This is a genomic window from Phocaeicola faecalis (genome assembly GCF_021730445.1).
In the GTDB taxonomy this organism is placed as follows: Bacteria; Bacteroidota; Bacteroidia; order Bacteroidales; family Bacteroidaceae; genus Phocaeicola; species Phocaeicola faecalis.
Genome location: NZ_JADNRM010000016.1, coordinates 17602 through 42584, shown reverse-complemented (window position 1 = coordinate 42584; position 24983 = coordinate 17602). Strand labels below are relative to the sequence as shown.

28 protein-coding genes and 2 pseudogenes are annotated in these 24983 nt (G+C 44.9%); 20 read left to right on the top strand and 10 right to left on the bottom strand.

The annotated features are described in order from the left end of the window. Positions 1-3 precede the first annotated feature (3 nt). Complete coding sequence (locus tag IR173_RS13880) at positions 4-675, top strand: RluA family pseudouridine synthase (protein WP_237040195.1); 672 nt, start codon at positions 4-6, stop codon at positions 673-675. A 61-nt stretch (positions 676-736) separates the two neighbouring features. Here the strand turns inward: IR173_RS13880 and IR173_RS13875 are convergent, their stop codons facing one another. Both IR173_RS13875 and IR173_RS13870 read right to left on the bottom strand, forming a co-directional pair. Further along, complete coding sequence (locus IR173_RS13875) at positions 737-1042, bottom strand: hypothetical protein (RefSeq protein WP_237040194.1); 306 nt, start codon at positions 1040-1042, stop codon at positions 737-739. A 195-nt stretch (positions 1043-1237) separates the two neighbouring features. Beyond that, positions 1238-2584, bottom strand: coding sequence for a sigma-54-dependent transcriptional regulator (locus IR173_RS13870; RefSeq protein ID WP_237040240.1), 1347 nt, complete (start codon positions 2582-2584; stop codon positions 1238-1240). A gap of 151 nt (positions 2585-2735) precedes the next feature. Here IR173_RS13870 and IR173_RS18085 point away from each other — a divergent pair. Then, positions 2736-2846: pseudogene (locus tag IR173_RS18085) on the top strand (integrase); the annotation flags it as partial. A gap of 66 nt (positions 2847-2912) precedes the next feature. Next, positions 2913-4040 (top strand): PDDEXK nuclease domain-containing protein, encoded by a 1128-nt coding sequence (locus IR173_RS13865; protein WP_237040193.1) that lies wholly within the window; start codon positions 2913-2915, stop codon positions 4038-4040. 20 nt (positions 4041-4060) lie between these two features. On the opposite strand, the gene IR173_RS13860 is transcribed toward IR173_RS13865, so the two are convergent. The 4 genes from IR173_RS13860 to IR173_RS13845 are packed head-to-tail and all read right to left on the bottom strand — an operon-like array spanning position 4061 to position 10015. Next, positions 4061-6541, bottom strand: coding sequence for a hybrid sensor histidine kinase/response regulator (locus IR173_RS13860; protein ID WP_394800677.1), 2481 nt, complete (start codon positions 6539-6541; stop codon positions 4061-4063). Next, positions 6517-7848, bottom strand: a complete 1332-nt coding sequence (locus tag IR173_RS13855) for an MATE family efflux transporter (RefSeq protein ID WP_394800678.1) — start codon at positions 7846-7848, stop codon at positions 6517-6519. Before IR173_RS13855 ends, IR173_RS13860 begins: the two co-directional genes overlap by 25 nt. Positions 7849-7887: 39 nt before the next feature. Next, a complete protein-coding gene (locus IR173_RS13850) occupies positions 7888-9147 on the bottom strand; it encodes a M16 family metallopeptidase (RefSeq protein WP_237040190.1) in 1260 nt (419 codons plus the stop codon). Between the two features lie 22 nt (positions 9148-9169). Next, on the bottom strand, positions 9170-10015 hold the full coding sequence (locus IR173_RS13845) for a peptidylprolyl isomerase (protein WP_237040189.1): 846 nt from the start codon (positions 10013-10015) through the stop codon (positions 9170-9172). A gap of 108 nt (positions 10016-10123) precedes the next feature. On the opposite strand from IR173_RS13845, the gene IR173_RS13840 reads away from it, so the two are divergent. From IR173_RS13840 to IR173_RS13795, 10 genes and pseudogenes are all read left to right on the top strand, one after another. Next, positions 10124-11176: a tyrosine-type recombinase/integrase gene (locus IR173_RS13840; RefSeq protein ID WP_237040188.1), complete on the top strand. Its 1053-nt coding sequence runs from the start codon at positions 10124-10126 to the stop codon at positions 11174-11176. A 336-nt stretch (positions 11177-11512) separates the two neighbouring features. After that, a complete protein-coding gene (locus IR173_RS13835) occupies positions 11513-12073 on the top strand; it encodes a UpxY family transcription antiterminator (RefSeq protein ID WP_237040187.1) in 561 nt (186 codons plus the stop codon). A 13-nt stretch (positions 12074-12086) separates the two neighbouring features. Next, positions 12087-12638, top strand: a complete 552-nt coding sequence (locus IR173_RS13830; protein WP_237040186.1) for a hypothetical protein — start codon at positions 12087-12089, stop codon at positions 12636-12638. 194 nt (positions 12639-12832) lie between these two features. Continuing rightward, on the top strand, positions 12833-13093 hold the full coding sequence (locus IR173_RS13825; RefSeq protein WP_237040185.1) for a DUF3791 domain-containing protein: 261 nt from the start codon (positions 12833-12835) through the stop codon (positions 13091-13093). Continuing rightward, positions 13090-13386, top strand: coding sequence for a DUF3990 domain-containing protein (locus tag IR173_RS13820; RefSeq protein WP_237040184.1), 297 nt, complete (start codon positions 13090-13092; stop codon positions 13384-13386). The genes IR173_RS13825 and IR173_RS13820 overlap by 4 nt, the downstream gene beginning before the upstream one ends. Continuing rightward, on the top strand, positions 13286-13492 hold the full coding sequence (locus IR173_RS13815) for a DUF3791 domain-containing protein (protein WP_237040183.1): 207 nt from the start codon (positions 13286-13288) through the stop codon (positions 13490-13492). The genes IR173_RS13820 and IR173_RS13815 overlap by 101 nt, the downstream gene beginning before the upstream one ends. A gap of 50 nt (positions 13493-13542) precedes the next feature. After that, positions 13543-13761, top strand: coding sequence for a helicase associated domain-containing protein (locus tag IR173_RS13810; RefSeq protein ID WP_237040182.1), 219 nt, complete (start codon positions 13543-13545; stop codon positions 13759-13761). 18 nt (positions 13762-13779) lie between these two features. After that, positions 13780-14098 (top strand): annotated as a pseudogene (locus IR173_RS13805) (nucleotidyltransferase domain-containing protein). 85 nt (positions 14099-14183) lie between these two features. Beyond that, positions 14184-14606, top strand: coding sequence for a hypothetical protein (locus tag IR173_RS13800; RefSeq protein ID WP_237040181.1), 423 nt, complete (start codon positions 14184-14186; stop codon positions 14604-14606). Between the two features lie 7 nt (positions 14607-14613). Further along, positions 14614-15015 carry a hypothetical protein gene (locus IR173_RS13795; protein ID WP_237040180.1) on the top strand — a complete coding sequence of 134 codons (402 nt, stop codon included), beginning with the start codon at positions 14614-14616 and terminating at the stop codon, positions 15013-15015. A gap of 533 nt (positions 15016-15548) precedes the next feature. On the opposite strand, the gene IR173_RS13790 is transcribed toward IR173_RS13795, so the two are convergent. After that, positions 15549-15653 (bottom strand): smalltalk protein, encoded by a 105-nt coding sequence (locus IR173_RS13790; RefSeq protein WP_237040239.1) that lies wholly within the window; start codon positions 15651-15653, stop codon positions 15549-15551. 26 nt (positions 15654-15679) lie between these two features. Further along, positions 15680-16153 carry an HU family DNA-binding protein gene (locus IR173_RS13785; RefSeq protein WP_237040179.1) on the bottom strand — a complete coding sequence of 158 codons (474 nt, stop codon included), beginning with the start codon at positions 16151-16153 and terminating at the stop codon, positions 15680-15682. Between the two features lie 273 nt (positions 16154-16426). Between IR173_RS13785 and IR173_RS13780 the strand changes: the two genes are divergently transcribed. Beyond that, complete coding sequence (locus IR173_RS13780; RefSeq protein WP_237040178.1) at positions 16427-16669, top strand: DUF4248 domain-containing protein; 243 nt, start codon at positions 16427-16429, stop codon at positions 16667-16669. Between the two features lie 135 nt (positions 16670-16804). Here IR173_RS13780 and IR173_RS13775 read toward each other — a convergent pair whose 3' ends face one another. Next, on the bottom strand, positions 16805-18715 hold the full coding sequence (locus tag IR173_RS13775; RefSeq protein WP_237040177.1) for a bifunctional DNA primase/helicase: 1911 nt from the start codon (positions 18713-18715) through the stop codon (positions 16805-16807). A gap of 58 nt (positions 18716-18773) precedes the next feature. Continuing rightward, a complete protein-coding gene (locus tag IR173_RS13770) occupies positions 18774-19838 on the bottom strand; it encodes a hypothetical protein (RefSeq protein WP_237040176.1) in 1065 nt (354 codons plus the stop codon). Positions 19839-19960: 122 nt separating this feature from the next. Between IR173_RS13770 and IR173_RS13765 the strand changes: the two genes are divergently transcribed. The 6 genes from IR173_RS13765 (at position 19961) to IR173_RS13745 (ending at position 24952) form a co-directional block, all read left to right on the top strand. Beyond that, positions 19961-20113 (top strand): hypothetical protein, encoded by a 153-nt coding sequence (locus tag IR173_RS13765; RefSeq protein ID WP_237040175.1) that lies wholly within the window; start codon positions 19961-19963, stop codon positions 20111-20113. A gap of 17 nt (positions 20114-20130) precedes the next feature. Further along, a complete protein-coding gene (locus tag IR173_RS13760; protein WP_237040174.1) occupies positions 20131-20280 on the top strand; it encodes a hypothetical protein in 150 nt (49 codons plus the stop codon). Beyond that, positions 20277-21596, top strand: coding sequence for a UDP binding domain-containing protein (locus IR173_RS13755; protein WP_237040172.1), 1320 nt, complete (start codon positions 20277-20279; stop codon positions 21594-21596). Before IR173_RS13760 ends, IR173_RS13755 begins: the two co-directional genes overlap by 4 nt. A 62-nt stretch (positions 21597-21658) precedes the next feature. Beyond that, the gene (locus IR173_RS13750) at positions 21659-23200 is read left to right on the top strand and encodes an MATE family efflux transporter (RefSeq protein ID WP_237040171.1); all 1542 of its coding nucleotides are present in this window, start codon (positions 21659-21661) and stop codon (positions 23198-23200) included. Further along, on the top strand, positions 23197-24117 hold the full coding sequence (locus IR173_RS18245) for an acyltransferase family protein (RefSeq protein ID WP_394800676.1): 921 nt from the start codon (positions 23197-23199) through the stop codon (positions 24115-24117). The genes IR173_RS13750 and IR173_RS18245 overlap by 4 nt, the downstream gene beginning before the upstream one ends. Positions 24118-24121: 4 nt before the next feature. Beyond that, positions 24122-24952 carry a hypothetical protein gene (locus IR173_RS13745; protein WP_237040170.1) on the top strand — a complete coding sequence of 277 codons (831 nt, stop codon included), beginning with the start codon at positions 24122-24124 and terminating at the stop codon, positions 24950-24952. The last annotated feature ends 31 nt before the right edge of the window (positions 24953-24983 follow it).

Below are 24983 nucleotides of genomic sequence, written 5' to 3'. Positions count from 1 at the left end.
TGCATGACAGTCGTTTACGAAGATAATCATATAATCGTAGTCAGCAAGACTTCTTCTGAGATTGTTCAGGGTGACAAGACCGGCGATACTCCTTTGTCGGAAACGGTAAAGGCGTATCTGAAAGAAAAATATGCCAAGCCGGGAAATGTCTTTATAGGCGTTACTCATCGTTTGGATCGTCCCGTCAGCGGTTTGGTGGTTTTTGCCAAAACCAGTAAAGCGTTGGCACGGCTGAACGAAATGTTTCGTGATGGAGATGTGAAGAAAACCTATTGGGCGATAGTGAAAGAGTGTCCGAAGGAAACGGAAGGCGAATTGGTTCATTATCTGGTCCGCAATGAGAAACAGAATAAGTCCTATGCATACGATAAAGAAGTAAAGAACTCGAAGAAAGCGATACTTCATTATAAGCTTATCGGCCATTCACAGAACTATTATCTGTTGGAGGTGGATTTAAAGACAGGACGCCATCACCAGATACGTTGCCAGTTGGCAAAAATGGGGTGCCCCATTAAAGGTGATTTGAAATATGGCGCTCAGCGCTCCAACCCGGACGGTAGTATTTGTCTTCATGCACGGACGATAAAGTTCATTCATCCGGTTTCGAAAGAACCGATTGAACTGACGGCACCGGTGCCCGAAGGCAATTTGTGGAACGGTTTTGATATGGATTAAGAAACAGCAAAAAGGGAGTGCTTCACAGCATTCCCTTTTTTTCATTTTAGGCATCTTTCATTTACTTCAACACTTCTCCGCTTTCGCTGAAAAGTACAGTGCTCTCAGTACCCTCTTTGTCGGTTAAAACAACCTTATAGGTCTTTGTACCATCTTCTTTTGCTTCAACAGAAGCTTCTTTGATAGTTGAGTCTGCATAGTTTTTGGTAATGGCATCTTGGACGGCTGTCGGAAGGTCTTTTACTTCGATAGGAGTGAAGTCATTCACTGCTGCAACGGTTTCGATGCTTGCCGGTGTCATGTTATAGGCAAATACGCTTGTTCCAATTCCCATTACTAATGCTACTGCTACAAATAATTTTTTCATAATTGTAAGTTTTTACAGGTTAATGATTTATCTCGTTTGTTCTCTCTGATATTTAAAGAACAATTGGCATGCCAAACTATAATGTGATTTGTAATCCGTTGATTTATAAGGATTAATGTTTTTGCCGTGATGTGGGGAAATGTGGAAAGACGGGGAATGTGTGGAAAGAAGTGAGGAATTATTCCCCACTTCTTTTTATTGGATATTGTAGAGTTTCAGTTTATTGTACAGTGTCTTTCGGTCAATGCCTAATAAGAGGGCTGCTTTACTCTTGTTGTTTCCGGTTTGCTGAAGGGCTTCCAGAATGCGTTTTTTTTCAGTTGCTTCGTCGTGCAGGCTGAAGCTTGTACTTGTCGGAGAAACGTTGGGCGACTCGACCAATTCATTCCCCAGCTCTGTTAGGGTAATATAGTTGCCTTGTGCGAGCAGCGTGGCACGTCTCACGATATTCTTCAGTTGTCGAAGGTTGCCGGGCCACGAATAGGTTTGCAGTGCATTGCTGGCTGCTGCGTCAAAGCCTATCAGATGCCGGTCGAGTTCATGGTTGGCCTGATCCAGGAAGAAGTTGGCAAAGAGCAAGATATCTTCCTGTCGTTCTTTCAGGGACGGCATGCGCAAGGTAAACTCATTGATTCGATGGAAAAGGTCTTCGCGGAAGTTTCCTTTTTCAATGGCTTGCAGGAGATTCTCATTCGTAGCACTGATAAGCCGGACATTTACTTCTATCTCTTTATTGGAGCCCACGGGACGGATACGTCGTTCCTGCAGGGCACGCAGAAGCTGGATTTGTACTTCGTAGCTCAAATTTCCTATTTCATCAAGAAAGAGTGTGCCGCCATTGGCTTCAACGAAGGCGCCGGTCTTGTCGTGGAGTGCTCCGGTAAAGGAACCCTTCACATGACCGAAGAATTCGGAGGCTGCAAGTTCTTTGGGGATAGAGCCGCAGTCTATTGCAATAAATGGTTTGTCGGCACGTTTACTCAATTGATGGATGCGGTGGGCGACATACTCTTTACCGGTTCCGCTGGCCCCATTGATGAGGACAGACATGGGGGTAGGGGCAACTAAGCCTACATAATTGTATAGTTGGCGTGCTGCTTCACTTTCACCCTCCAGAAAGTTGGATGATGGAGCGACCGATACCGATGGGGCAGGATGGGAAGGCGTTGCAACGGTGTTTTTGCTTTGCAGCGCCTCATTTATTTTTTTTAACAGCACATCCGGTTGTACCGGTTTTGAAATATAGTCGTTGGCACCGTTTTTCATGGCTTGTACAGCACTTTGGATATCTGCATAGCCGGTCATGATGATAAGGGGAATCCGGTGCCCATGCTCTTTCATCCATGCAAGTAAGGAAATACCGTCCTGATCCGGCAGACGGAGGTCCGAAAGCACAAGGTCATAAGGTTGGGCGTCCAGTTGTTTTCGGGCACGTGCGCTACTGCCGGCAGTGTCTACCAGAAACCCTTTCTTTCCTAGCCATGTTTTTAGCATGGTGGCAAAAGTTAAATCGTCTTCTACTATTAGAATAGAGTGTGGCATTTTCATGTTTTTAATGGGACAAAGGTACTACAAATTCTTGATATATGGAAGAACGTGGAAGATGATTTGAGATACAGATGATTGCCTTGAAGGAACTGATTCAATCGTTTATCATGGGCTTTGACCGGTGCAAGGAGCCGTGAGGGGTTTCTTGTCGCAAGTGCAACGGCTACTTGGTCATGTCAAGATTGACACTACCTTACACTATGTTGTGGTCAATCAGACCAATGTAAAATTGGTACACTGTAAATACTTGACTTGAAGGGATTGAAAGCCAGTTAATTTTCCGTATCTTTGTAGTCTAAACGCAATTAAAATAGGTAACGATATGATAGTACCACCAAAGGCTGAATGGCAAGACTTTCTCTCTGAAAATTATATAAATTGGAGAAGAAAAATAATTTCATTGATAGAGCAATCCAAGTTGAAGGCTATCCTTAGCGTCAATACAGAATTACTTACTCTTTATTGGGAAATCGGCAACGACATTTTAACCAAGCAAAAGGAGCAAGGTTGGGGTACGAAAGTCATTACGCAATTATCAAAAGACCTCACGGAGAGGTTTCCTGATGATAGAGGCTACTCCGAGCGTAATTTGAAGTATATGAGAAAATTTGCGTTGAGTTATCCCGATTTCCCAATTGTGCAAGTGCCGCTTGCACAATTAGAACAGTTGCCAATTCGGAAAGCCGCACTTGCCGAATTGCCTTGCGATGAGAACGGAGTTGTGCAAGTGCCGCTTGCACAAATATCGTGGTATCACCATATGTCGCTCATTTCTAAAGTTCCGACAGAGGCGGAACGTGCGTTTTATATCATAGAAACCGCAGCCAACGGTTGGAGTCGTGACGTGATGCTTTCGCAGGTGGCAAGCGGTTACATCAAAGCCAAAGGTAATGCGATTACCAATTTTCAGCATACCTTGCCTGCTTACCAATCGGATTTGGCACAATATGCGTTCAAAGACCCATATAATTTCAGTTTCTTGGGTACGGTGGCTTTGCAGCGTGAACTTGACATCGAAAAGAATCTTGCCCGGCGTATCACCGATTTCCTCTTGGAAATGGGTAAAGGCTTTGCGTTCATTGGTCGGCAATATCATTTGGAGGTGGACGGTGATGACTACTATATCGATATTTTGATGTATCACTTACAACTGCACTGTTATGTGGTGGTGGAACTGAAAGCCGTGGAATTTGTACCTGAGTTTGTCAGCAAACTGAACTTTTATATTTCGGCGGTGGATGAATATGTGAAAGCCCCCGAGGACAAACCTACTATCGGTTTGCTTCTGTGCCGTTCAAAGAGCGACACCAAAGCACGTTTTGCCCTGCGTGGTATCACGCAACCATTGGGCATCGCACAATACGAAACTGAAAAGCTGTTTGAAGATGTGGCTTCCGCATTGCCGCAAATAGAAGATATTGAAAATCAGCTGGAGGAGTGTAATCGGTAACATTTAGTTTTGACACCCTCTTAAATCTGTTCTTCGGCTTGGCGGATTATTTCGTCTATTTCATCAAGGATGAATAGGGTTTTCTCGCGTATTTCGGAGGTCATTACAGTGGTTCCCCGCCTTTGTTCCAGCCAGGTGAGGGGTGCAATGGAAGTGTTGGCTCCCAGCATGGTAAATAAAGGTAAAAGCTTGTGTGCCATCGCGGTAATTCCTTCTGTCTCCTCTTTTTCGAGGGCGGCAGCCATGCAGCTTCGGTTTTTTTTTGTTTCAGACACGAAGGTGCGGATAATCTCTTTCGCTGCGGCGGGGTCATCTTCCGAGAACGCGGTAAGGGCTGAGAAGTCCAACGATGCCGGGACGGTGTGAGGGCTGTCATTCGTCGGTGGTTGCAATCCTTCGTTGCCGGTCTCTTCCAGGTCCGTCAAATCCTGTCGGATGGCTTGCGAAAGGGCCTCGAAAATTTCGTGTGTGTTAAAGGGCTTGTGCAGGCATCCGGCAAAGCCCTTCGAACGGAAATATTCGGCATCCATGTCACTGCGTGCGGTAATGGCAATAACGGGAATGTTTTTTGCCCGGTCAGCCGGAAGTGCACGGATGGCATCCAGCAGGTCGAAGCCGTTCATGGCAGGCATTTGTATGTCGGTCAGAAGGGCGTCGAATTTGTTTTCTTCCAATTGCCGGAAAAGCTCTTCGGGTTGTTCGCAACAGGTGATATGGATGGTGGGACGTTTAAGCATGGCAGCAGTCAATTGCAGTTGGATGCGGTCATCATCAATAAGGATAAAGTTCTTTATTCCTTCCTCCCTGTTATTCTTTTTGTCGGCATTGGGGGCTTGGGGCAGAGGGAGGTAGACATGGAATGTGCTGCCTTTTCCCGCTTCGCTTTCTATCCTGATGTCTCCTTCGAGTAGCAACACAAGTTTTCTCGTAATGGCCAGTCCCAGGCCGAAACCTTCTTGTCCTTGTGCGTTACGCAGGCGGGTAAACTCTTGGAAGATTCGTTTTTGTTCTTCTTCGCTGATTCCGCAACCGGTATCACTGATGCTGAAGTGCAGTTGTCCGTTTTCCAGTGCCGCACGGAGCGTGATGCTTCCCTTTTGTGTAAATTTCAATGCATTGGAGAGCAGGTTCTCCACTATCTGCCTGGTGCGGAACGGGTCGCCTATATATAAACGGTTCAGGGGTTCTCCACAGTCGTACTCCAATAACAGATGTTTGGCATTTGCCATCGGTTTGAAGCTTACATAAATGGTATCAAATAATTGATGAGGGTTGAATGTTACCCTGTTCACATCCATTTTGTGGGCATCCAGACGGTGAAAGTCCAATAAAGAGTTCACCAGACTCAGCAAATGTTTGGCGGAGCTTTGCATATTGTTGAGATAAAAACGCTGCCGTTCTTCTGTCGTGATTCGCTCCAACAGGTCGGTATAGCCTATAATGGAGCCCACCGGCGCTTTGATGTCGTGTGTAATGGTCAGCATTAACTTTTCGCGTGCCACCAGCAAGTCTTCGGCACGGCGTTTGGCCTTCTCCAACTCCCGGCGGTAATGATTGCTGCGTGTAATGTCTCGCCAGATAAAAATCAGGAATATGCTTGCCAGCAGCACGGCTACGATGGCTATGGCCTCTACGGTGCGTGCCGAACTTCTCCGGATTTCTTCCTCCTGCATCTGTTTGTGTCGGGCCATCTCCAGCCCTTCATCCTCGATGGTGCTTAACAGCTGGTTCACTTTCTGGCTCAGTTTTAAACCGCTGAGGCGCAGGGACTGTGTTCGTTGGTTGAGCCTCTTCAATTGCTGTTGTTGGGTGTCGGTCACACGGCTCTGCACGTCTTTCAGCAGTGTGACGACGGTATCGGCCGGGCTGTATGATTCGGTCAGTGTGTCTGTAAATTCTTCTTGAATCACATTGTTGACTTGGGTGGAGTCCCCTTTTCCGGGCGAGAACACTTCTCCCAGTCTTTTGAAAAATCCTTTCGGCTTCTTATGGATGGTGTAGGAATTGGTATGTGTCACGACTTTCCGCCTTACATGGGGCAGGCTGAGTAACGAATCCTGCTCGGCTATCAGCTCTTCGATGTGCTGTCGGTAAATCTTGTCGGTGCCTCCTTCCTGAATGGCGCGGAGAAGATTACGCATATTGCGTTCCTTCTCCATCAGAAACATCTCGACCGTATCCAGTCGGAGGGTCTGTATGCTGTCCGTCAGTAAGCTGCGCAATGAATCGACTGCGGCATTCGCCTTTTGCATGGAGGTTTTGTAGCGGGAGTATTGTCCTAGTTGGCCGGCGCTCAGAGATTGTCCGATAATCTCGGCTTGATAGAGCTGGCCGACAATCTCGTTGGTTACCCTCCGGCGTAAGTTCAATATGGTCTCGTTGTCGTCCGTTTCGGTCAATGCTTTCATTTCATGGTTGATGTACTGAATGGAAGCAAATAACAGAAACGTGAGCAGGATGTAGCCTGAAGCTACTTTCAGTTGTGTCGAGAGGCGTGGCATAGGCAAAAACTACGGAAACGTAAATAATACATGACGCCGGCGGTGGTAAGGCCAAACGGAAAAGCCATCCAGATGCCTATGATTCCCCAGTCCATTACGAAGCCGAAGAAATATCCGGCCGGCAGGGAGATAAGGAAATAGGCGATGAAGGCGATATACATCATAGGCTTTACATCTGCAATGCCTCGCAGTGCATTGGCAAAGTTGATTTGGAGTCCGTCACCGAATTGGTAGACAATGAACGGTATGATTAATTGTGCCACCATCACGCTTACCGCCTGGCTGTCGCTGAACCAGCCTCCCAGTTGATGCCGTAGCAGGAAAATGGGCAGCGCACCTATCAGGGCAATGCCCAGCATGATGTGGAAGCCCGAGTATGCGGTGCGGCGTACATTCACCCAGTCATTTTGTCCGTTGAAATTGCTGACACGCACAGCCACAGCCGCCCCCATTCCATAATACATCATAAAGCATACTTGCGAAATGGCAAGCATAATCTGATGTGCGGCAAGTGCTGTCGTTCCTATCCAGCCCACCATGATGGCGCTCAGGCTGAAGGATGCGGTTTCCATACCCATCTGCAGGGCGATAGGCCAGCCTAGCTTGTTCAGATAAACAAAATCGGCGCGGTTCACTTTGCTGTGCACAAATCCTTCTTTATATATATGATATCGTTTTGTACAGAAAAAGATGAAGGCAAACGCCACCACCATCATGATTCGGGAGGCGAGGGTAGAGATACCGGCACCGAGCAGTCCCAATTCAGGCATGCCTAACTTTCCGTAGATAAGGATGTAATTGCCTATGATATTCATGACATTACCGCCCAGCAACAGCCACATTGATACGCGGGTATCGGTGATGCCGTCGGCAAATTGCTTGAATGCATTAAACAGAAGGACAAACAGTAATGATATGAGCAGCACGATAAAGTAAGGTTTCATCAGCGGAAGCAACTCTTCGGGTTGTCCCAACTGATGGATATTCAGATAGAGCACCCACATGATAAAGGTGAGCAGTACTGCCAGCAGGACGTTGGCAAAGATACTGTTCTTGAGCATTCGTCCCACTACCGGTGTCTCACCGCGTCCGAACAGACTGCCGACAATGGGAGTCAGGCCATACGAAAAGCCGGTAGCAAAGATGATGGCCAGTGTGAACATATTGTTGACGAAACTGGCGGCAGCCAATTCGTTGGTGCTGTGATGTCCTATCATGAGCGTATCGGCAAAACCAAGGATAATGACACCCACTTGTCCGATGACAATGGGAATTCCGAGTGTAAATAGAGATTTGTAATGTTGAATGTATGTACGGTTCATAGGTTATATATTTTTTCCGTTCTCTTACGGCGTGCGGCTTGCATCTTTGGCGGCAGCTTTATAATACAATACGGAACAATTCCCCGGCAAAAATGTTCGTTTCGCCGCTTCCTTAATTTGTTCTTTCGTGACAGAACGATATTTCTCCACTTCCGTATTTATATCTTCAGCTTTTCCGATTAACTCGAAATAAGCCAGATTGGTGGCCACATTCAGGTAATTGAGATTGTTGAATATCTGTTCGCTTTCGTAGCGGTTCTTTACTTTTTCCAATTCGTTCTCGTCTATACAGCCTTCGGTCAGTAAGGCAAGTTCTTCCCACACAGCTCTTTCCGCTTCTTCCAGAGTCACTTCCGGTGCAGGTTTTCCCACGATATGGAACAGGCCCTCATCGATGCTTCCGGATATATACGCGTCAATGGAGTTGAACACTTGCTTTTCCTGTACCAAATGTTGTACGAAACGTGAGGAGCGTCCGCTGCTCAGCAAGTCGCTCAGCATATCAAATGCATAATAGTCGGGATGGTTGCGCGCACACATGTGGAAAGCCATATACAGGGCATCCACCGGCACATTCCGTTCCACACTCAGGCGGCGTTCCTCTGTCTGCACCGGTTCCATGGGGAGCGAACGGCGGGCGACGTGGCGGCAGGGAATCGGACTGAACCACTTCTCGGCCAGTGCCACTGTTTCTTCAAAAGTGATATGTCCCGCCACCGCCAGGATAGCATTGTCGGGAGCGTAATAGCGAAAAAAGAAAGCCTGCACCTCTTCAGGAGTAGCATTGGCGATGTGGCTGATTTCTTTTCCGATGGTAGGCCACCGGTAAGGGTGCACTTTGTAGGCTAATGCACGCAACAAATGAGAAGCATCACCGTAGGGCTGGTTCAGATTCCGTTGCTTGAACTCCTCTATCACCACTTGACGCTGCACCTCCAGACTGCGTGGGTTGAAATCCAGCGATAACATACGGTCACTTTCGAGCCAGAAACCTGTTTCCACATTTTGGCGCGGAAGAGTGATGTAGTAATTGGTGATATCGTTGTTGGTCCATGCATTATTCTCTCCGCCGGCGTTCTGCACCGGAGTGTCATAATCGGGCACATTGATGGAACCGCCGAACATCAGATGCTCAAACAAGTGAGCAAAGCCCGTATGTTCGGGGTCTTCATCGCGTGCACCCACATCATAGAGGATATTCAGTGCCACCATTTGGGTGGTGTTATCCTCCGAATGGACAATGCGCAGTCCGTTTGACAGGGTATGTCTGTTGATTTCTATCATTTTTTTTGCGGGTGACTTCGGTTTATTCTACAACAGTCGCTTTCAGGATGCGTATATTATCCAACGGACGGTCGGCACGGTTGGTCTTGGCAATCTCTATCTTCTCTACCGTTTCCATACCTTCCACCACTTCACCGAATACGGTGTACGAACCGTCCAGATGAGGTGCGCCTCCCACAGTGGTATAAGCCTGAATCTGCCGGGGAGTGAAATGGAACTTTTCTTCTTTATCCGCCATTGCCTGTGCTTGGGCTTCGAGTGTATCTTGCAAGGCATACAGTCCTTCCGTGTCACCGGCTTTACGCATTTTATAAATTTCTTTCATGTGCTTCTGTGCCAGACTGTCGAAAATCGCTTCCTCGCGTTGTTCATTAATCTTGTTCTCCATGCCGAGCAGTTGGGGCTCTGTAAATTTGCGTCCTGTCACGATATAGAACTGGCAGCCGGAAGAAGCCTTTTGCGGATTCACGTTGTCTCCCTCGCGGGCTGCTGCCAGTGCACCTTTGTGATGGAAGAATTTGGGAACGAATTCGGCCGGAACCGTATAGCCGACATCTCCGTTGCCCAACATGGCAGTATCAGATGCCGTTTTGCTGGTCGGGTCACCGGCTTGCACCATGAATTGCTTGATGACACGATGGAAGAGAGTACTGTCATACACACCTTCTTTGGTAAGTTTGATAAAGTTATCGCGATGCTTCGGTGTTTCGTTATACAGTTCCACAGTGATGTTTCCCATTGTTGTTTCCAGTTTTACCTGCGTACGCTTTTCGTTTTCCATTTGATGATTCTCTTTTTTTGAGCCGGCACCGCATGCTGTTATAAATGCGAAAGAGGCGGCTATCATTAATACTTTATTTATTTTCATGTTTATAATATATATGTATAAGTTTGCAGATGATAAAGTGGACAAATGTACAAAATAGTTTTGATGTTGCATAGATTGTCGTGTTATTAAAAAACAGAAAGTAGTGTTATGATAAAAATATATGTTCGTTTCAGCATTCGTGTGTGTAAAGAAAGTAAAAATAAGATTTCGTCTCCTTCTAAAGTGATAGATGTGCCGCAAGTGTCTTTTTTGAAGTTCGCCAGACAGGAAATAGCCCATGCCCATCAGATAGGATGCTACAGCATGGCGCGGAATTATGGTACAGCCGTCCGTTCCTTTCTTTGTTTTTATGGGCGTAAAGATATTTGTTTCCACGAAATCACCCCTTCGCTGATGCAGGATTACGAAAAGTGGCTCAAGTCACGTGTGGGCATGAGTACGGTTTCGTGTTATTTCCGCTCTCTCCGTGCTTTGTACAATAAGGCGGTCGAGCGCGAACTGTGTCGGCAAAAGTTTCCTTTTGCCAGAGTGTATACCGGTTATCCCAAAACAGAGAAGCGTTCTATCACGGTGTCCGAAGTGCGTAAACTTCAGGCTTTAAAGTTGGAAGCGGGCTCTTTTGTCGAGCTTGCCCGTAATCTTTTTATTATGAGTGTCCTGCTTTGTGGAATGCCGTTTGTCGACCTTGCCTTTCTCAAGAAGTCTCAGATAAAAAATAACATACTCACTTACAACCGTCATAAAACCAATTATACGGTGCGTATTCATTTGGAACCTTGTATGCATGCCATTCTCAATCGCTATGCAGAATCTTCCACCACTGATTATGTCTTTCCGTTAATAACCAGTTCGAATGAAAAGCTAGCTTACCGGCAATATAAGGGAAAACTGTGCTATTATAATAAAGTATTGAAAAAACTGGGACAAATGGCAAACATCAAGAGCGACCTCACTTCTTACGTGCCGCGCTATACCTGGGCAAGTGTCGCTTATCAATCCGGAGTGGAACTCCCTGTCATTGCAAAAGCACTGGGCCATGCTTCCTCCCAAACGTCTTTATATTATATACGCGGAATAGGTGATGAACGATTGCACGCTGCCAATGCACAATTAGCGGAGCAGTTTGTTAAAGTTTATAAAACCGGAAAAATGAAAAGAACAAAAAGCCGGGATGTGTGTTACTCCGCACAAGAGGTATGACCTCGCAGATTAAAGCATCATTGCTATAAACGCTGCAAAGGTATTAAATTCAGTTTACTACAGCAAATCTTACTTTTTTTGTTTTTATGCCCGAAAGTATCAAATAAGTTGTTTGCAGTCGTCTTGCTTAATCAAAAGTGTAGTTCGTATATCATTGATAAATAATCAGTTATAGTTTTTTCTTACCTCTTGTGCGGTGGTGCTTCAAAAGCTGTAATCTTTAATGGTAATTCAGAACTGCCTTCGAAATTCATTTTCGAGGAAAGGGAGAGGAGTATCATAAAAAGGATGCAGTGATAAAAGCTCCATTTAATATTTGTAATTATTCTAACATTAATGACAGAAACGAATTCCACTGAAGCAGAAAAGGTGGACGAAACTCCTTGGTACGCTATTCGTACCTTTAATTGTCAGGAACAGAAAGTCGTTGATTTCTTTGAAGGTGAATCACTTTACAGTTTTGTTCCGATGATGGATTCCGGCAAAGTGGTGGTGAAAGAGGGACAGAAACCGGAGCGTATATTGGTTCCGGCAATTCATAATCTAATCTTCTTAAAGAAAACGGCCTATAGAAAAGAGATAGCTGAAAAATTAGCTCGATGTCCGATACCGATTAGTCCTCTGAAACGGGAAGCCGATTCCGCTTTCTATGAAATCCCTGCTCGTGAAATGCTGGAAATGCGTATGCTTTGCGACCCCCGGTTCAATGCTCTCATTTTTGAGTTGCCCGAAAGCGGTGACATCACGGTTGGGCATGCAGTACGTATTTTGTCCGGTCCCTTTAAAGGCTTCACCGGGCGGCTTATCAGAAAAAGCAAGAAGTATTATTTCGTTAAAACAATAGCCGGTATAGGTGTGATGGTTCGCATCTCCCGTTGGAATTGTGAAACCTTATAAAAACAATAGCCATTTGGAACAGATAGAAGAAAAGAGTCTGGAGGAATTACTGTCCTGTGCAGAAAAATACTCTTCTTTGTATATGCTGATTTATACCGGTTCACCCGAATCAAAACCTGGTGAACAGCGTATGTGTCAGTCATATTTGAATGATATTTTCGTGCAGTTGGAGTTGCGTTATGCACAGGAGACAGACATAGAGCAACGTGCCCGCATCATCTGTGGCCTTTTCCGGATTATTCGCGAAACTATAGCCGTGGTTGACAGTGAAAAGGAACACCGTTGTTATCAGCTGTGCCATCACCTGCTCACCGATGCCTTAAGCCATTCGTTTGCCAGCGCTTCAGTCATGAAGTGCATTGCCGATTATCTTTACACTTGTGCCGACGAAGAAGATGAGCGCTTCTATAAGTTCTATCTTTTCCACCTTGACAACTGGACAAAAGAATGGGATGAGAAAGGCGGTTGGGAAGGCATAACGGCCGAAGAAGCTGATGCCCGCCTGGAGTTGATAGACATGAACTCCTATATGATGATAGGTGATTTATGCATTAATTTAATATAAATATCTACGAGAATTCTGTTTTCGCTCCCAATATAGATTCTCTCAAAGGCTTGGTGGCTGTTTTGGATGAAAATGATAATTATCGTCCAATAGTATCAGCTTTTAAACTAATAGCTAAAAAAACAATGAAAGCGATTAGGAAAAACGAAGAGTAATTTGTTTCTTTGCAATAGTAAACTTACAATCGCAGGATTATGGATAGCAGAGAATCAGAATTGAACAAGATACATTTTGCGGTAATGGCAATAGAATCGGCAGCAAAGGAGATGAATGTATCTCCGATGGAGATGTACCAACGTTTATTGCAAGTTGGCTTATTGCAACGTCTGATTTTGGATTGCTATGACGTGATGCACACGCAAAGTCTCAAACATGTAGCTGAGGATGTAGTGGAAGCTCTGCGAAATCATGAGAACCATCAGTCTGCATTCGAAAAAGAAAGGAAAGACTCATGATTACGCTGTATCATGGAACAACTCTTCAGTTAGAACATCCGTTGGCTAATGTAGGTCGTGAGGACCTTGATTTTGGTAAAGGCTTCTACATGACAGAGCTATGTAGTCAAGCTGAACGTTGGGCTGTACGTATGCAACTCATTCGCAATGTATCTCAAGCATGGGTAAATGTTTATAACTTTGATTTGAAAGATGAAAGCACAAGTGTTATGGCGAAAAATCAGTCGGATAGTCATGATGTTGGCAAATATTCTGCATGTTACTCCGGAACGTGCTCTTGGCATATTTTATAATACAAAGACATGTTCTATGTTGCATGACAGCCGTTATGGGCTTCACCTTATGAGCGACATCTATATCCTGAATGACATACTTCAAGAGTTGCAGGAAAAACAATAACCGCAGGTCAGAAAACGAGGCGGTGGCATAAATCCGGATTATTCATTATCATGTCAACAAGAGAAGAACAATGGCAAATCAATTATGAAAAGCTCAAGGAATATATCTTGGAGCATCATCATCTGCCCGACAAAAAGAAGGTAGAACACAGAGGCTTGCTCAATTGGTGGAAATATAATATGAAACTCATCAAACAAGGCAAGATGAGCGCTGAAAAGGAAAGCATGTTGAGGGAACTGGGGAATATGAGAGAAAAGCAGGCGGAGTGAATATACAACATTGTCCTCATGCAGAAAAATGAAATTCTTCATTCTATTCGTGAAACAGTTCTCAAGTAGTACCTTTGGATGGTCGGGTCGTACTGTTCGGGTTTCAGGCACGCGGAGACGCACATACGGAGTCTGATTGGGACATTCTTATCCTTTTAAACCAATCTCGCATAGGCGATGATGACTTTGACCGTGTGCCCATCCCTTGGTAGAATTGGGATGGAAGATAGGAGCCGAAATCAATTCGTTGCTCTACACCTATATGGATTGTGAGAAACGTAATTTTACTCCGTTTTATAAAAACGTGGAAACGGAAGGAATCGAATTATGTCATTAAGTATAGAAGAAAAAAAGTTAATTAGTTGCTGCTTACAAAAATAAGCAGTAATTTTGAAATACTGAAAATTGAAAATACAATCAAAATGTGCCAAACAGAATACATATCCCATTCTATCATTCGCTTGAGCAAGCGTTCTTTTGCCCGGCGAGTGGATATTTGTGTTCCGCAAGTTTCAGCGCACAAGAGAAGTTTGACCATACTCAATAACCAGCTGGACCAACTTTATGAGGAACTGTACAATGTCTATCCTTCTGTCACAAAAGATGATTACGGTCAGTTTTCTTATCAGTTGGGGTTGCTTATCGAAACGCTAAAAGGTTTGTATACATCCTATTGTCTAGAATCTTTTTATCCGCAAATCAAGGAACGTTGCGAACGCTTGCGTATGAATATATCAGCCATTGAAGAGATTGATTGTGATTTCAAACATTTTAAGGTTGGTATTTTTCAGAATCCCCGATACCAAAGTATCATCTCCGCAACCCGGTCTTTGGTCTCCAAATAACATTGTCATGACTGTTTTTTATAGTATTTCCTATTTTCGTAAGCGATTACAAAACTTACTTCAAGTCAAAAAAGGAGTTTATGCAGGTGTCGATAAAGAAGTGCACAATGCTTTTGCAAATGCTACCATAGAGGAAATACGCAACAATCGTGATATGATATTGGTAGATGATGCAATGGTCGTTGTTAAATTGCGAATGCCTGACAAGAAACACCAATTGGCTCGTAAAGATGGTTATCGACTGATATATATGGCTTATAAACAGGAAGAAAAAGTTGTTCTTCTTGATATATATCCTAAAAATGGCCCTCAACAACAACTTAGTCTTTCCGATGACGCTTTATTAGAATTATTGGACTGTTTTAATGTGGAATGTGCTGCCGGAGAATTAGTGGAATATATATTATAAATTGCTTCTTTGTGCGGCAGAGGCTTATCGTGAAAGTCTGGATATCAAGCAGACTGCCAATATCTTAAAAGCGGGTGAAAATGTTTGAAATCATCCCGTATCGTTAAGAATAAGTTCCGGCGATTATTATAATGCGAAATCCAGGTCTAAGCGTATAGCCCAGAATACGCAGTTTCTTTACATCAGGATGGCTACAATATACATCTTATGTATTATCGAAAGGAAAAAAGGAGTTGAGTGCTTGCGATTTACATGAAGAAGACAGAAAAATAAATGAAGTGATACGATAAAAAAAGGGGAGTGTGTCAAAACTAAACCAGCCTATCGTCAGCTGTAGGGGCAGGGTTTGCCTGCCCGAAAGCACAAAGTAAACTGTTTTCGGGCGAGCGAACCTCGCCCCTACGAACTACACGACAGCATTATCCACGTTTTGACACAACCCCCTTTCCCAAAAACGATTCATCGTCAGATGCTGCGGTGTTCCGCTTCCGCATCAAAGCAAGAACAAAGAATGATGATGAAATGCCGGCCGGCTAAATGCAACTTTGTATGCCTATGGCGCTGGCTATGGCGGTCGCCACAGCAATGATAACTTTGAGGATAATACCCCAGTTGGATTTTCTTTTCTGATTTTCCATACGAATAAAGTTTAGCGAGTGATACATTAAAGTTCCGGTTCGTTTTTGGGCTTCAGCAGGTCTGCCACGGCTTTTCCTTCCTTTTCGGCGCGTAGTGCGGCTGCTTGTGCGGCACGGCTGGCTACCGGCTGGAACTCCAGTGAACCGAAGATGGTTTTCAAGTCCTCACCGGGAATATACTGGATGTTTACCCCGGTGATGCGGGCGGCGGTAAAGTCGGCCAGATTGTCCGCACCTTCACTGATAATCTGGAGACGGAACTTGCCCAAGTCGCCAAAGTCTACTTGCTTGCCTTCGGTGAGGGCTTCCAACAGATTGTCTACGGTAGCGGTGAGGACGGCCACCACATCGGCGCGGCTCACGGTGGTCTGTGAGGAAATACGCTTGCTGAGTTGTTTCAAGGTAAGCTCTCCGTTTATTTGAGCTGTGGCGTAAGCCTTGGGACTTGCATCCTTTTCCTGCGGATTGGGACGTAATGCAACACTGTAATTTAATGCCATAATGATTCTGTTTTTTAATGGTTTATATAAATTGAACATGACAAAGATAACACTCCGTAAAGGGGAGATTGTGAAAGGGCGTAAACAGGCATGAGGATGTGTGACACACTGTGGCAGAAGGTGAAATAAAGTGAATTAAAGGCTTCGGATTATTTCTATATATGGACTATTTTCATTACATTTGCTATGAAGATAAACGATACGAAATCATTAATGTACAATGAGTAATTGATGATTTTAAGTTAGAATATTATAGTAAAAATAGTAAATGTTATGAAGGAAGAAGAAACGTATTTGGGCGAATGGCCGGTGAAACCTTATTATAAACGTGATTTGGCAGTGGGGTATGCCCCCGATATTACTCCTGTGGCGGCGTTGAACCGTCTTTCCGCCTGGATACACCATCACAAATTGCTCTATTATGCTTTGCTCGATTCGGGCTATGTGGAGAGACAGCGTATTTTCAATGCAGTGCAGGTGGAATTGATTTTCCATTATCTGGGAAGGCCGGGATAGGCGGTCGGATTTCGCGGCTGTCGGTATGGCAAATCACGTTAGTACGTGTAGGCTTATGCATACGTATGTATCGCCCCACACGTACGTACGTATGAGGCGATGCCACCGTATGTGTAAATTAGGCATTATCCATTCTCATCCGTTACTGCATTCTTCCTCGCTCTCGTGCTCTTCGTAGCGTCCGCAGGGCTGGCGGGTGTAGTACACGGTTCCTGTGCGGCACAGTTCCTGGTCGCGCACTTTCAACACATCCAGACGGGTGAAGGCACGGTTGGGTTCGTTTACGCGGGTGATGGAAAGAATGAAATCGGCCAGGTTCGCCCAGTTTGCACTGCCCGATATGGTGTACATGTTGATGTCCTCCATCTCGTTCTTGCCATCTATCTTCTTCAGGCTGCGCGGATGCGCCACAATGACTACCCAGATGTGGTGTTCGCGTCCCCACGACTGGAACCGGGTCAGCATCGACTTGATGCTCTGGGTCTCGGTCTCGGCTTTTCCGTTTTGTGCCTCTACAAAAAGATAGGGGTCAATGACCAGATATTTCAACGGCTGCCTGCGGCGCACCAAGTCAGCCCGGTGCAGGATGTTTCCGGGGGTGGGTGGCACTTCGTGCATATCCAGATGAATCATGTGAGTGTTCAGAAAATCAACATAGGGCGTCAGTTGTTCATCGGTATAGTCCGTGGTATTGGCTTTGCCCAGCATCAGGTGTACCAGGTGGGCGATATGCTTGTCCTTGTCCGGCACCTCGAAGGAGAGGTAGCACACGAAGCGTTCCGTGTCGCGCATGATGCGGCTGGTCAGGTCGTTCAGGAAATCTGTTTTTCCGCTGTTGGGCATCCCGGTCATGATAATCAGGCCGCCCGTGTCGGTGGGGTGGAAAATGCGGTCGGTCAGCGGTCCGTAGCCCACGCTGTAGCCGTGGTCGTATTTGCCGTGCAGCACGTCTATCACTTCCTTCCTGCGCTGTTCCACGGTGATGATATCGGTGGTTTGGCAGGCACAGGCATCGTCAATGACGGTTCGCACCACTTCGGTGCCGTAGAGCTTCATCACGTCGCCTATGTCCTTGCATCCTCCGGGCAGGACGGTGAAAAGGCAGCGCGCCCCGAAGTAGTCGGAAAGACGCTTTACCAGTGTGCGCCCGGGTAAGTCGGAGTCGCCGCAGATTACGATGTCCTGCACCTGGTCCAGCCAGGGGATGAAGGCCTCGAAGCATTTGGTCAGGTCGGTTGCCGCTCCCGATGGCACGCTGATGACATGGCGGTATCCCGCTTCCATCAGTATCAAGGCGTCTTTTCCGCCTTCCACGATGATGAGGCGGGGGATGATTTCCTCTTCCACCAGCAGCGGGTTGATGCAGTCAATGTTGTAGGGTGCGCATGGCGTGGTGGGCGAGTCCTGGCTCCAGAATTTGCTGTACGCGATGGGTTGTTCCTCTTCGGGGGATGGCGACTGGATGGGGCTGCATGAACGGTATTTGGCATTGACGGGACGTCCGTCTACGTAGTTCACGTAGGCGATGCAGGGAAAGACGGTGGAAGCCTGTTCGCGTTTGTCCTCACTGTCCTTGGTGATGCAGTAATGACGCAGACAGCCGATGTGTGCTGCAATGGCGGTAGCGAGGGAGATGCCCTGGTCGGCCAGATAACGGCGTGCCGCCAACTGGTCGGGGTCCGTACAGTCGGGCGACTCGTCCAGCGGCTTGATTTTTTGCAGCACGGTGGGGGCGAGGACTTTGTAGTCGCCCGGTAGCATGGGCACTTCGTTCACAGCGTTTTCCGTATGCCGGTTGTCCTGCGGGCGATATGTCGCGCCATTCGAGGGCGAATCCCCTTTGCGGTAAGCGAACATAGGTCGGTTGTCCTTGCAATAATCGGTCAGGATGCCATTGAAGTCGCATCCCGCATAGAAACAATGATAAAGTCCTTTGGCTTTTGAGATATACAGATGCATGGTGCCGCATTTAGGGCACCGGACGATGAAATTCTTTCCCGCATTCTTGCGGTCGGGAAAGTCGGAGAGAGAGTAGTAGGGTTTCATTTGAATTAAAAATTAAGAATTAAAAAATAAGAGACAGATGCCGGGTAACCGATACGGATTAGCCCATCCATTCGTTGGACAGTATGTTCCAGATGGAGGTGTCGGCAGGTCGTGGCGGTGCCTCCCGCGGTATTTCCACCTTTCCGTCTATGGGGTCGTCATAGTAACGCAAATCCTTGTCGGGGTCCTTCCATTCGAAGGGCGAGATGGGGCGGAATGCACGGAGCTTCCTGCGCTTTTCCTCTAGTTCCTTGCTTCGTTCGCTTTCCATCCGGGCCACGGCTTGTTCCAGCAGTGACTGTCCGTGGCTGGTCTTCATGAGGTTTTGCAGCCAGATGATTCTTCCCGTGTGCGGGTGGCGGGCAAAGCGGGGGTCAGCGTCAAAGTGCGGGATGAGAAATTGGTTGACCAAGACAATGAGTCCTTGCAACGCCCTTGGGCGGCTGTAGTGATGAAGGGCAGCGATTTTGTTGATAATCGGTACCAGTACCTGCTGCTTGTCTTTGGGCGTGGTGTTGAGTCGGTGGAAGAAGTCCTTGGCAGGCGACGATGAAGAATTTCCGCCGTCAGGCGTTTCCGCAGGAATCTCCGCAGGAGTCTTTTCGGCATCCGTTCCCTTGGAATTTTGCGCTTCCTTTCCGGCGGAAACTCCCTTACGGGAATCCTCCGGAGGATATATATTATTTATATTATATAATATATTACTATAAAAAGCAGAATCCTGCGCAGAATCCTGCGGTGTTTTCTGCGGTGAATCCTGCGGTGATTCCTGCGCAGAATTCTGCGGTGATTCCATTGGATTTCCATCCTTTTTGCGATACCATAACGGTGAGTAGAATGCGATGACCTTGGTGTGTGTCTCATCCCAAATTATTCCGAATGACTGGCAATTTGTAACAGCAGTCACCAGTGCCGATGTGTACGAAAATCGGAGTGATAACCGGATGTCATAGAAATTACAGAGCGGATAGATGCCTTCGGGGGTCATGTATGCCGACATACCCAAGTAGAGGTCCAGTAACTTGGTGATGGTGGGGTCGTTTACTCCCCGTCTTTTCCACTGGTGGATTATTTTCTGCACCTCGCTGATGGAGACGCTTTGTTTCAATGCTTTTATAGCCATGTGTGCTTTGTTTTTGTAATAATGACAGCGAAGTTACAAAGGAAAAAATAGAGTCGTCTGTCCACAGTGGACAGACAATTTTAGAACGGTTAGTATTATTAACGATATTTAAACATAGAAAAATGAAAGACAGGGATTTTTCAACGGAAAAGTTGGCTGAGAGCATCAAAACTCTTAGAAAGGCCGGTGGTGTCAATGTGAAGGAATTATGTAAATCCATCCACATGACGGAACGCAGTTACTACAGGGCTCTTAATAGCAAAGTGACAATCTAAATTTGTATGCTCCTATCATGCATTTCTTGGTAGAGAACTATGGCGACTGCGGACTGGACGAGGAGATAGAAGCGGTGAAAAGAGAGTGGTGGAATGTGGTGATGAAGAATTCGTGGGAGTATGCGGTAGAGGAGAAGAAAGATGAAGTGGAGGAGTTACCTATATGAATACATTTAAAGACTTGAAAATAGCAGTGGCCGGCACAGGCTACGTAGGCTTGAGCATTGCCACCCTGTTGGCACAACACCATGAGGTAAAGGCGGTGGACGTAGTGCCCGAAAAAGTGGAAAAGCTTAATAACAGAATTTCACCGATACAGGATGAATATATTGAGAAATATTTGGCGGAAAAGCCACTGAACCTGACAGCTACCCTTGATGGTCGCGAAGCCTACCGGGATGCCGACTTCGTAGTGATAGCTGCCCCCACCAACTATGATCCGGTAAGAAACTACTTTGATACCTCCCATGTGGAAGAAGTAATAGACCTGGTACTGGAAGTAAATCCTGATGCCGTAATGGTTATCAAGAGTACTATTCCTGTGGGTTATACCCGTAATCTTTACGTAAAGTATGCCAAGAGAGGAGTTAAGAAATTCAACCTCCTTTTTTCACCTGAGTTCCTTCGTGAAAGCAAGGCGTTGTATGACAATCTTTATCCAAGCCGGATTATTGTCGGTTATCCGAAGATTATTGACGCACCGGAATTTGCAGAAGAAAATGAAGCTATCAAGACAGTGACGGATGTTGACAACATGAAAGAAGCGGCGAAAATCTTTGCCGCCCTATTGCAAGAAGGAGCTCTCAAAAAAGATATTGATACTCTCTTTATGGGTATGAAAGAAGCGGAAGCCGTGAAGCTGTTTGCCAATACTTACTTGGCACTGCGTGTAAGCTATTTTAATGAATTGGACACATACGCTGAGATGAAAGGTCTTGATTCAAAAGCGATTATTGACGGTGTTGGTCTTGACCCGCGTATCGGCACGCATTACAATAATCCGTCCTTCGGATACGGTGGCTACTGTCTGCCCAAAGATACCAAGCAGCTTCTTGCCAATTACGCGGATGTTCCGGAGAATTTGATTGAAGCCATTGTGGAAAGTAACCGTACTCGCAAGGATTACATTGCAGATGCGGTGTTGCGCAAGGCGGGGTATTATAATGAAAACAGCAGTTACAATGCTGACTGTGAGCATACTTGTGTAATAGGCGTGTATCGCCTCACTATGAAGTCCAACTCTGATAACTTCCGTCAAAGTGCCATTCAGGGTATCATGAAGCGTATCAAGGCAAAGGGTGCCGAGGTGATTATTTACGAACCGACATTGGAGGACGGAACCACATTCTTTGGCAGCCGGATAGTAAATAGCCTTGATACTTTCAAACAACAGAGCCATGCTATTATAGCGAATCGCTATGACGAATGCTTGGAGGATGTGAAAGAGAAAGTTTATACTAGGGATATTTTTGGAAGAGACTAATACTTGTATGTTTGAAGCACTCTCTGAATTGATCTCATAGAAGCATCTTGAACAAAAAATATATGGGCACACATAATCCGCATGGAAGCAGTAGTATGAGAATAGCCAAGAACAGTGGTTTACTATACGTTCGCCAGTTGTTTGTGCTATTCATAGCTCTGTTCACCTCTCGTCTCACTTTGCAGATTTTGGGTGAGACTGATTTTGGTATCTATGCAGCAGTGGGTGGTGTAACTGCCATGTTGAGTGTCTTTACTGGTTCCATGGCAGGAAGTACACAGCGGTTCATGACATTTGAACTGGGGAAAGGCAATGGAGAATCATTCCGAAAGGTTTATTCTACAGCTTTCCTTATACACATTGCTATCGCTTTAATTTTAATTGTAACAGCGGAAACAGTAGGATTATGGTTTCTTTACAACAAAATGTCATTACCAACTGAAAGATTGGATGTAGCCTTTTGGGTATTCCAACTTTCGTTGCTAACTTGTGTCCTGAATATCATTAATGTACCCAACAGTGCGTCTATCATTGCCCATGAAGATATGGGTATGTTTGCATTCCTTGCAATCATCAGTGCAGTTTTGAAACTTATCTGTGTTTATATGCTCTCCGTTCTACCATGGGATAATTTAATTCTTTACGCCATTTTTCTAGCTTATATACAGATACAGGACCTTTCCATTTGTGCGATTATATGTCATCGTAAATATCCCGAAGCTAGATTCAGTCGGTTTATTGATGGCATTCTTATAAATCGCATGGTAAAGTTTGCTGGTTGGACAATCATTGCTAATCTTTCAACTATGGGGTTTGTGCAAGGCGTAAACTTATTGCTGAACATGTTTTTCGGGCCAATCCTCAACGCGGCTTATACTGTAGCCATGCAAGCTTATAGTGGCATTCGCTCATTTTGTAGCAGTTTTCAATTAGCATCTAATCCGCAAATAGTCAAGCTATATTCATTGGGTGATATTTCTTCCATGCATCGTTTAGTGATGACAACCTGCAAAATATCATTCTTTCTTATTATGTTTTTGTCTCTTCCATTTATGGTAAATGTAGACTTCATTTTGAAGTTATGGCTGGATATAGTGCCCAATCACACTCGGTCATTTTTCTTACTATTGCTTTTATTTGCTTACTTGGATGTATTTGCTTACCCTTTGGATGTAGCTGCACAAGCTACAGGACAAATCAGACAATACAACATATATACCTCATTAGTCATTATATCCGTACTGCCTGCAGCCTACATTGCTTTTCGCTTAGGTGCCATACCGGAAACTGTATATATGATGGCAATCGGAATGTCTGGCACTGGTCTTATGATTCGACTATTTTGTTTGAGTAAACTAATCAATCTTTCCAAACGACAATTCATCATTAAAGTTTTGATACGCTCCTTCGTGGTATTTCTTTTGTCACTTTCAGTTAGCTTTGGTGTAAAGCAAATGATACCCGACAACTTAATTGGAGTTGTTGGTTCTTTTATAATTTGTTTCTCTGCATCAGCAATTATTATATTTACTGTTGGCCTCACCCGCGACGAAAGGCTGTTTGTTAGTGAAGCACTAATCAAGATTAGAGATAAGTTTTTATGAAAAACCAACGAATTCAATGGATTGATTCCGCAAAAGGCTTTGGAATTCTATTGGTGGTGTATGCCCATCTTTTCGAATTTGGCACTTCACTAATCTATCTATTCCATATGCCTTTGTTCTTCATTCTTTCAGGAATCACTTTTCGGGAAGAGTCTTTAACAGATTGCTTGATAAAGAAAGGGCGTAGCCTGTTACTGCCATATATTGTATTTGCTATTCTGTTTGTTCCATTACGCATTCTCTATTTATTCATTACTGAAGGGAGCATGCCATCCATTGGGTTCCATTGTCTGTCTCGATCCTTTTTTGACGTTCTGTTGTGGTTCTTGTTTGCTCTTTTTGGAGTAACGGTCTTGATGACTATTGTAGCAAAAATTTGTAGGAAATGGATAGTATATGCAGTATGTCTATTGTCATTAATCGGTTATATCTCCGCACATCATACTCTTTGTTTGCCCTCATTGGTAACACAAGTTTTGCTTACCTTTGTGTTTTTGTATGTGGGGACGCTCATGAACAAGTCTCTTGGCCATAGGGGGAGGGAATGTTTAGCGTTCTTGGTTTCAATAGTAGTTTTTGCCATATCTTCAACATTTTCCCGACCTGGCACAGATATATCAATCTTGAGGGTACCTGAAAACCCATTAAGTTTTTACGCATCTGCACTGTCAGGAGGATTTGCAATCATATCATCGTGCAAGCTTATGTCTTCAATCTCTGTATTGACAAAAATCTTCTCCTATTTTGGAAAGCAGTCCTTATACATATTTGCATGTCACTGGCCATTCATCCAGCCGTTAAGATTAATATTGGGAGATTCCTGGATTTCCAGTTTATGTATTATGATTATTAGTATTACTCTATCAATTCTCATTGGTAATGTGCTAAAGCGTGCAATACCATTTATATTCAAATAGAATTATGTCCAAAAGAACAGTATTTATTTCATTTGCTAATTCAGACTTTGCCATGACTTTGGAAAGGTTGAAAAAGCAAATGTTATCTTGTAAAAACTTGCCATTTACCGAATACCATTTCTTTACAGAAAAGGATTTGGATAGAGACTTCATGCGCAAACTCAAGCCTTGGTTGTATCGTAGGGGCTTTGGCTATTGGCGTTGGAAATCCAATTTAGTAGACAGGGTTTTGTCCACATTAACTGATGGTGACATTCTGGTTTATGCCGATGCCGGATGTGATTTCAATGCTAAAGGATTGCCTCGTTTGATGCAGTATATTGATATGGCTAAAGCATCAACTTCTGGTATTGTTTGCTTTAGTGACAGATACAAAGAATATATGTATACAAAAAGTTCCACTGCGGCTTATTTACAAGCACTGCAATCAACTGAAATCATGCGGTCCAATCAATATTGGGGGGGGGTATTTATTCTCGTTAAAGGCGAAATAAGTACTCTCCTCGTGCATCGTTGGAAGGAGACTTGTTTGTTGCGCTCGGATTTGATAACAGACCAAGTTTCGGATATTCCCAACCACCCTTCTTTCATCGAACATCGACATGACCAATCCGTATTGAGTATCCTTGCCAAGCAACTAGGTGTTGAGGCATTGCCTCCTAGTGAGATTTCAAAAGAGAACTTTGAGAATATTCCTTTCTGCCCATCTCGTCATAAGGAGAAAGACAGAAAAACACAACTTGTTCGGCATCTTTTACTCCCCTTACGATATATCATAGGTCTATACCTTAAGTATTTCAAACATTTCTATTTTCACGGTCGCGTAGCCTGGTAATATGATTTATGGTAGATGCGTCGTGATTAAA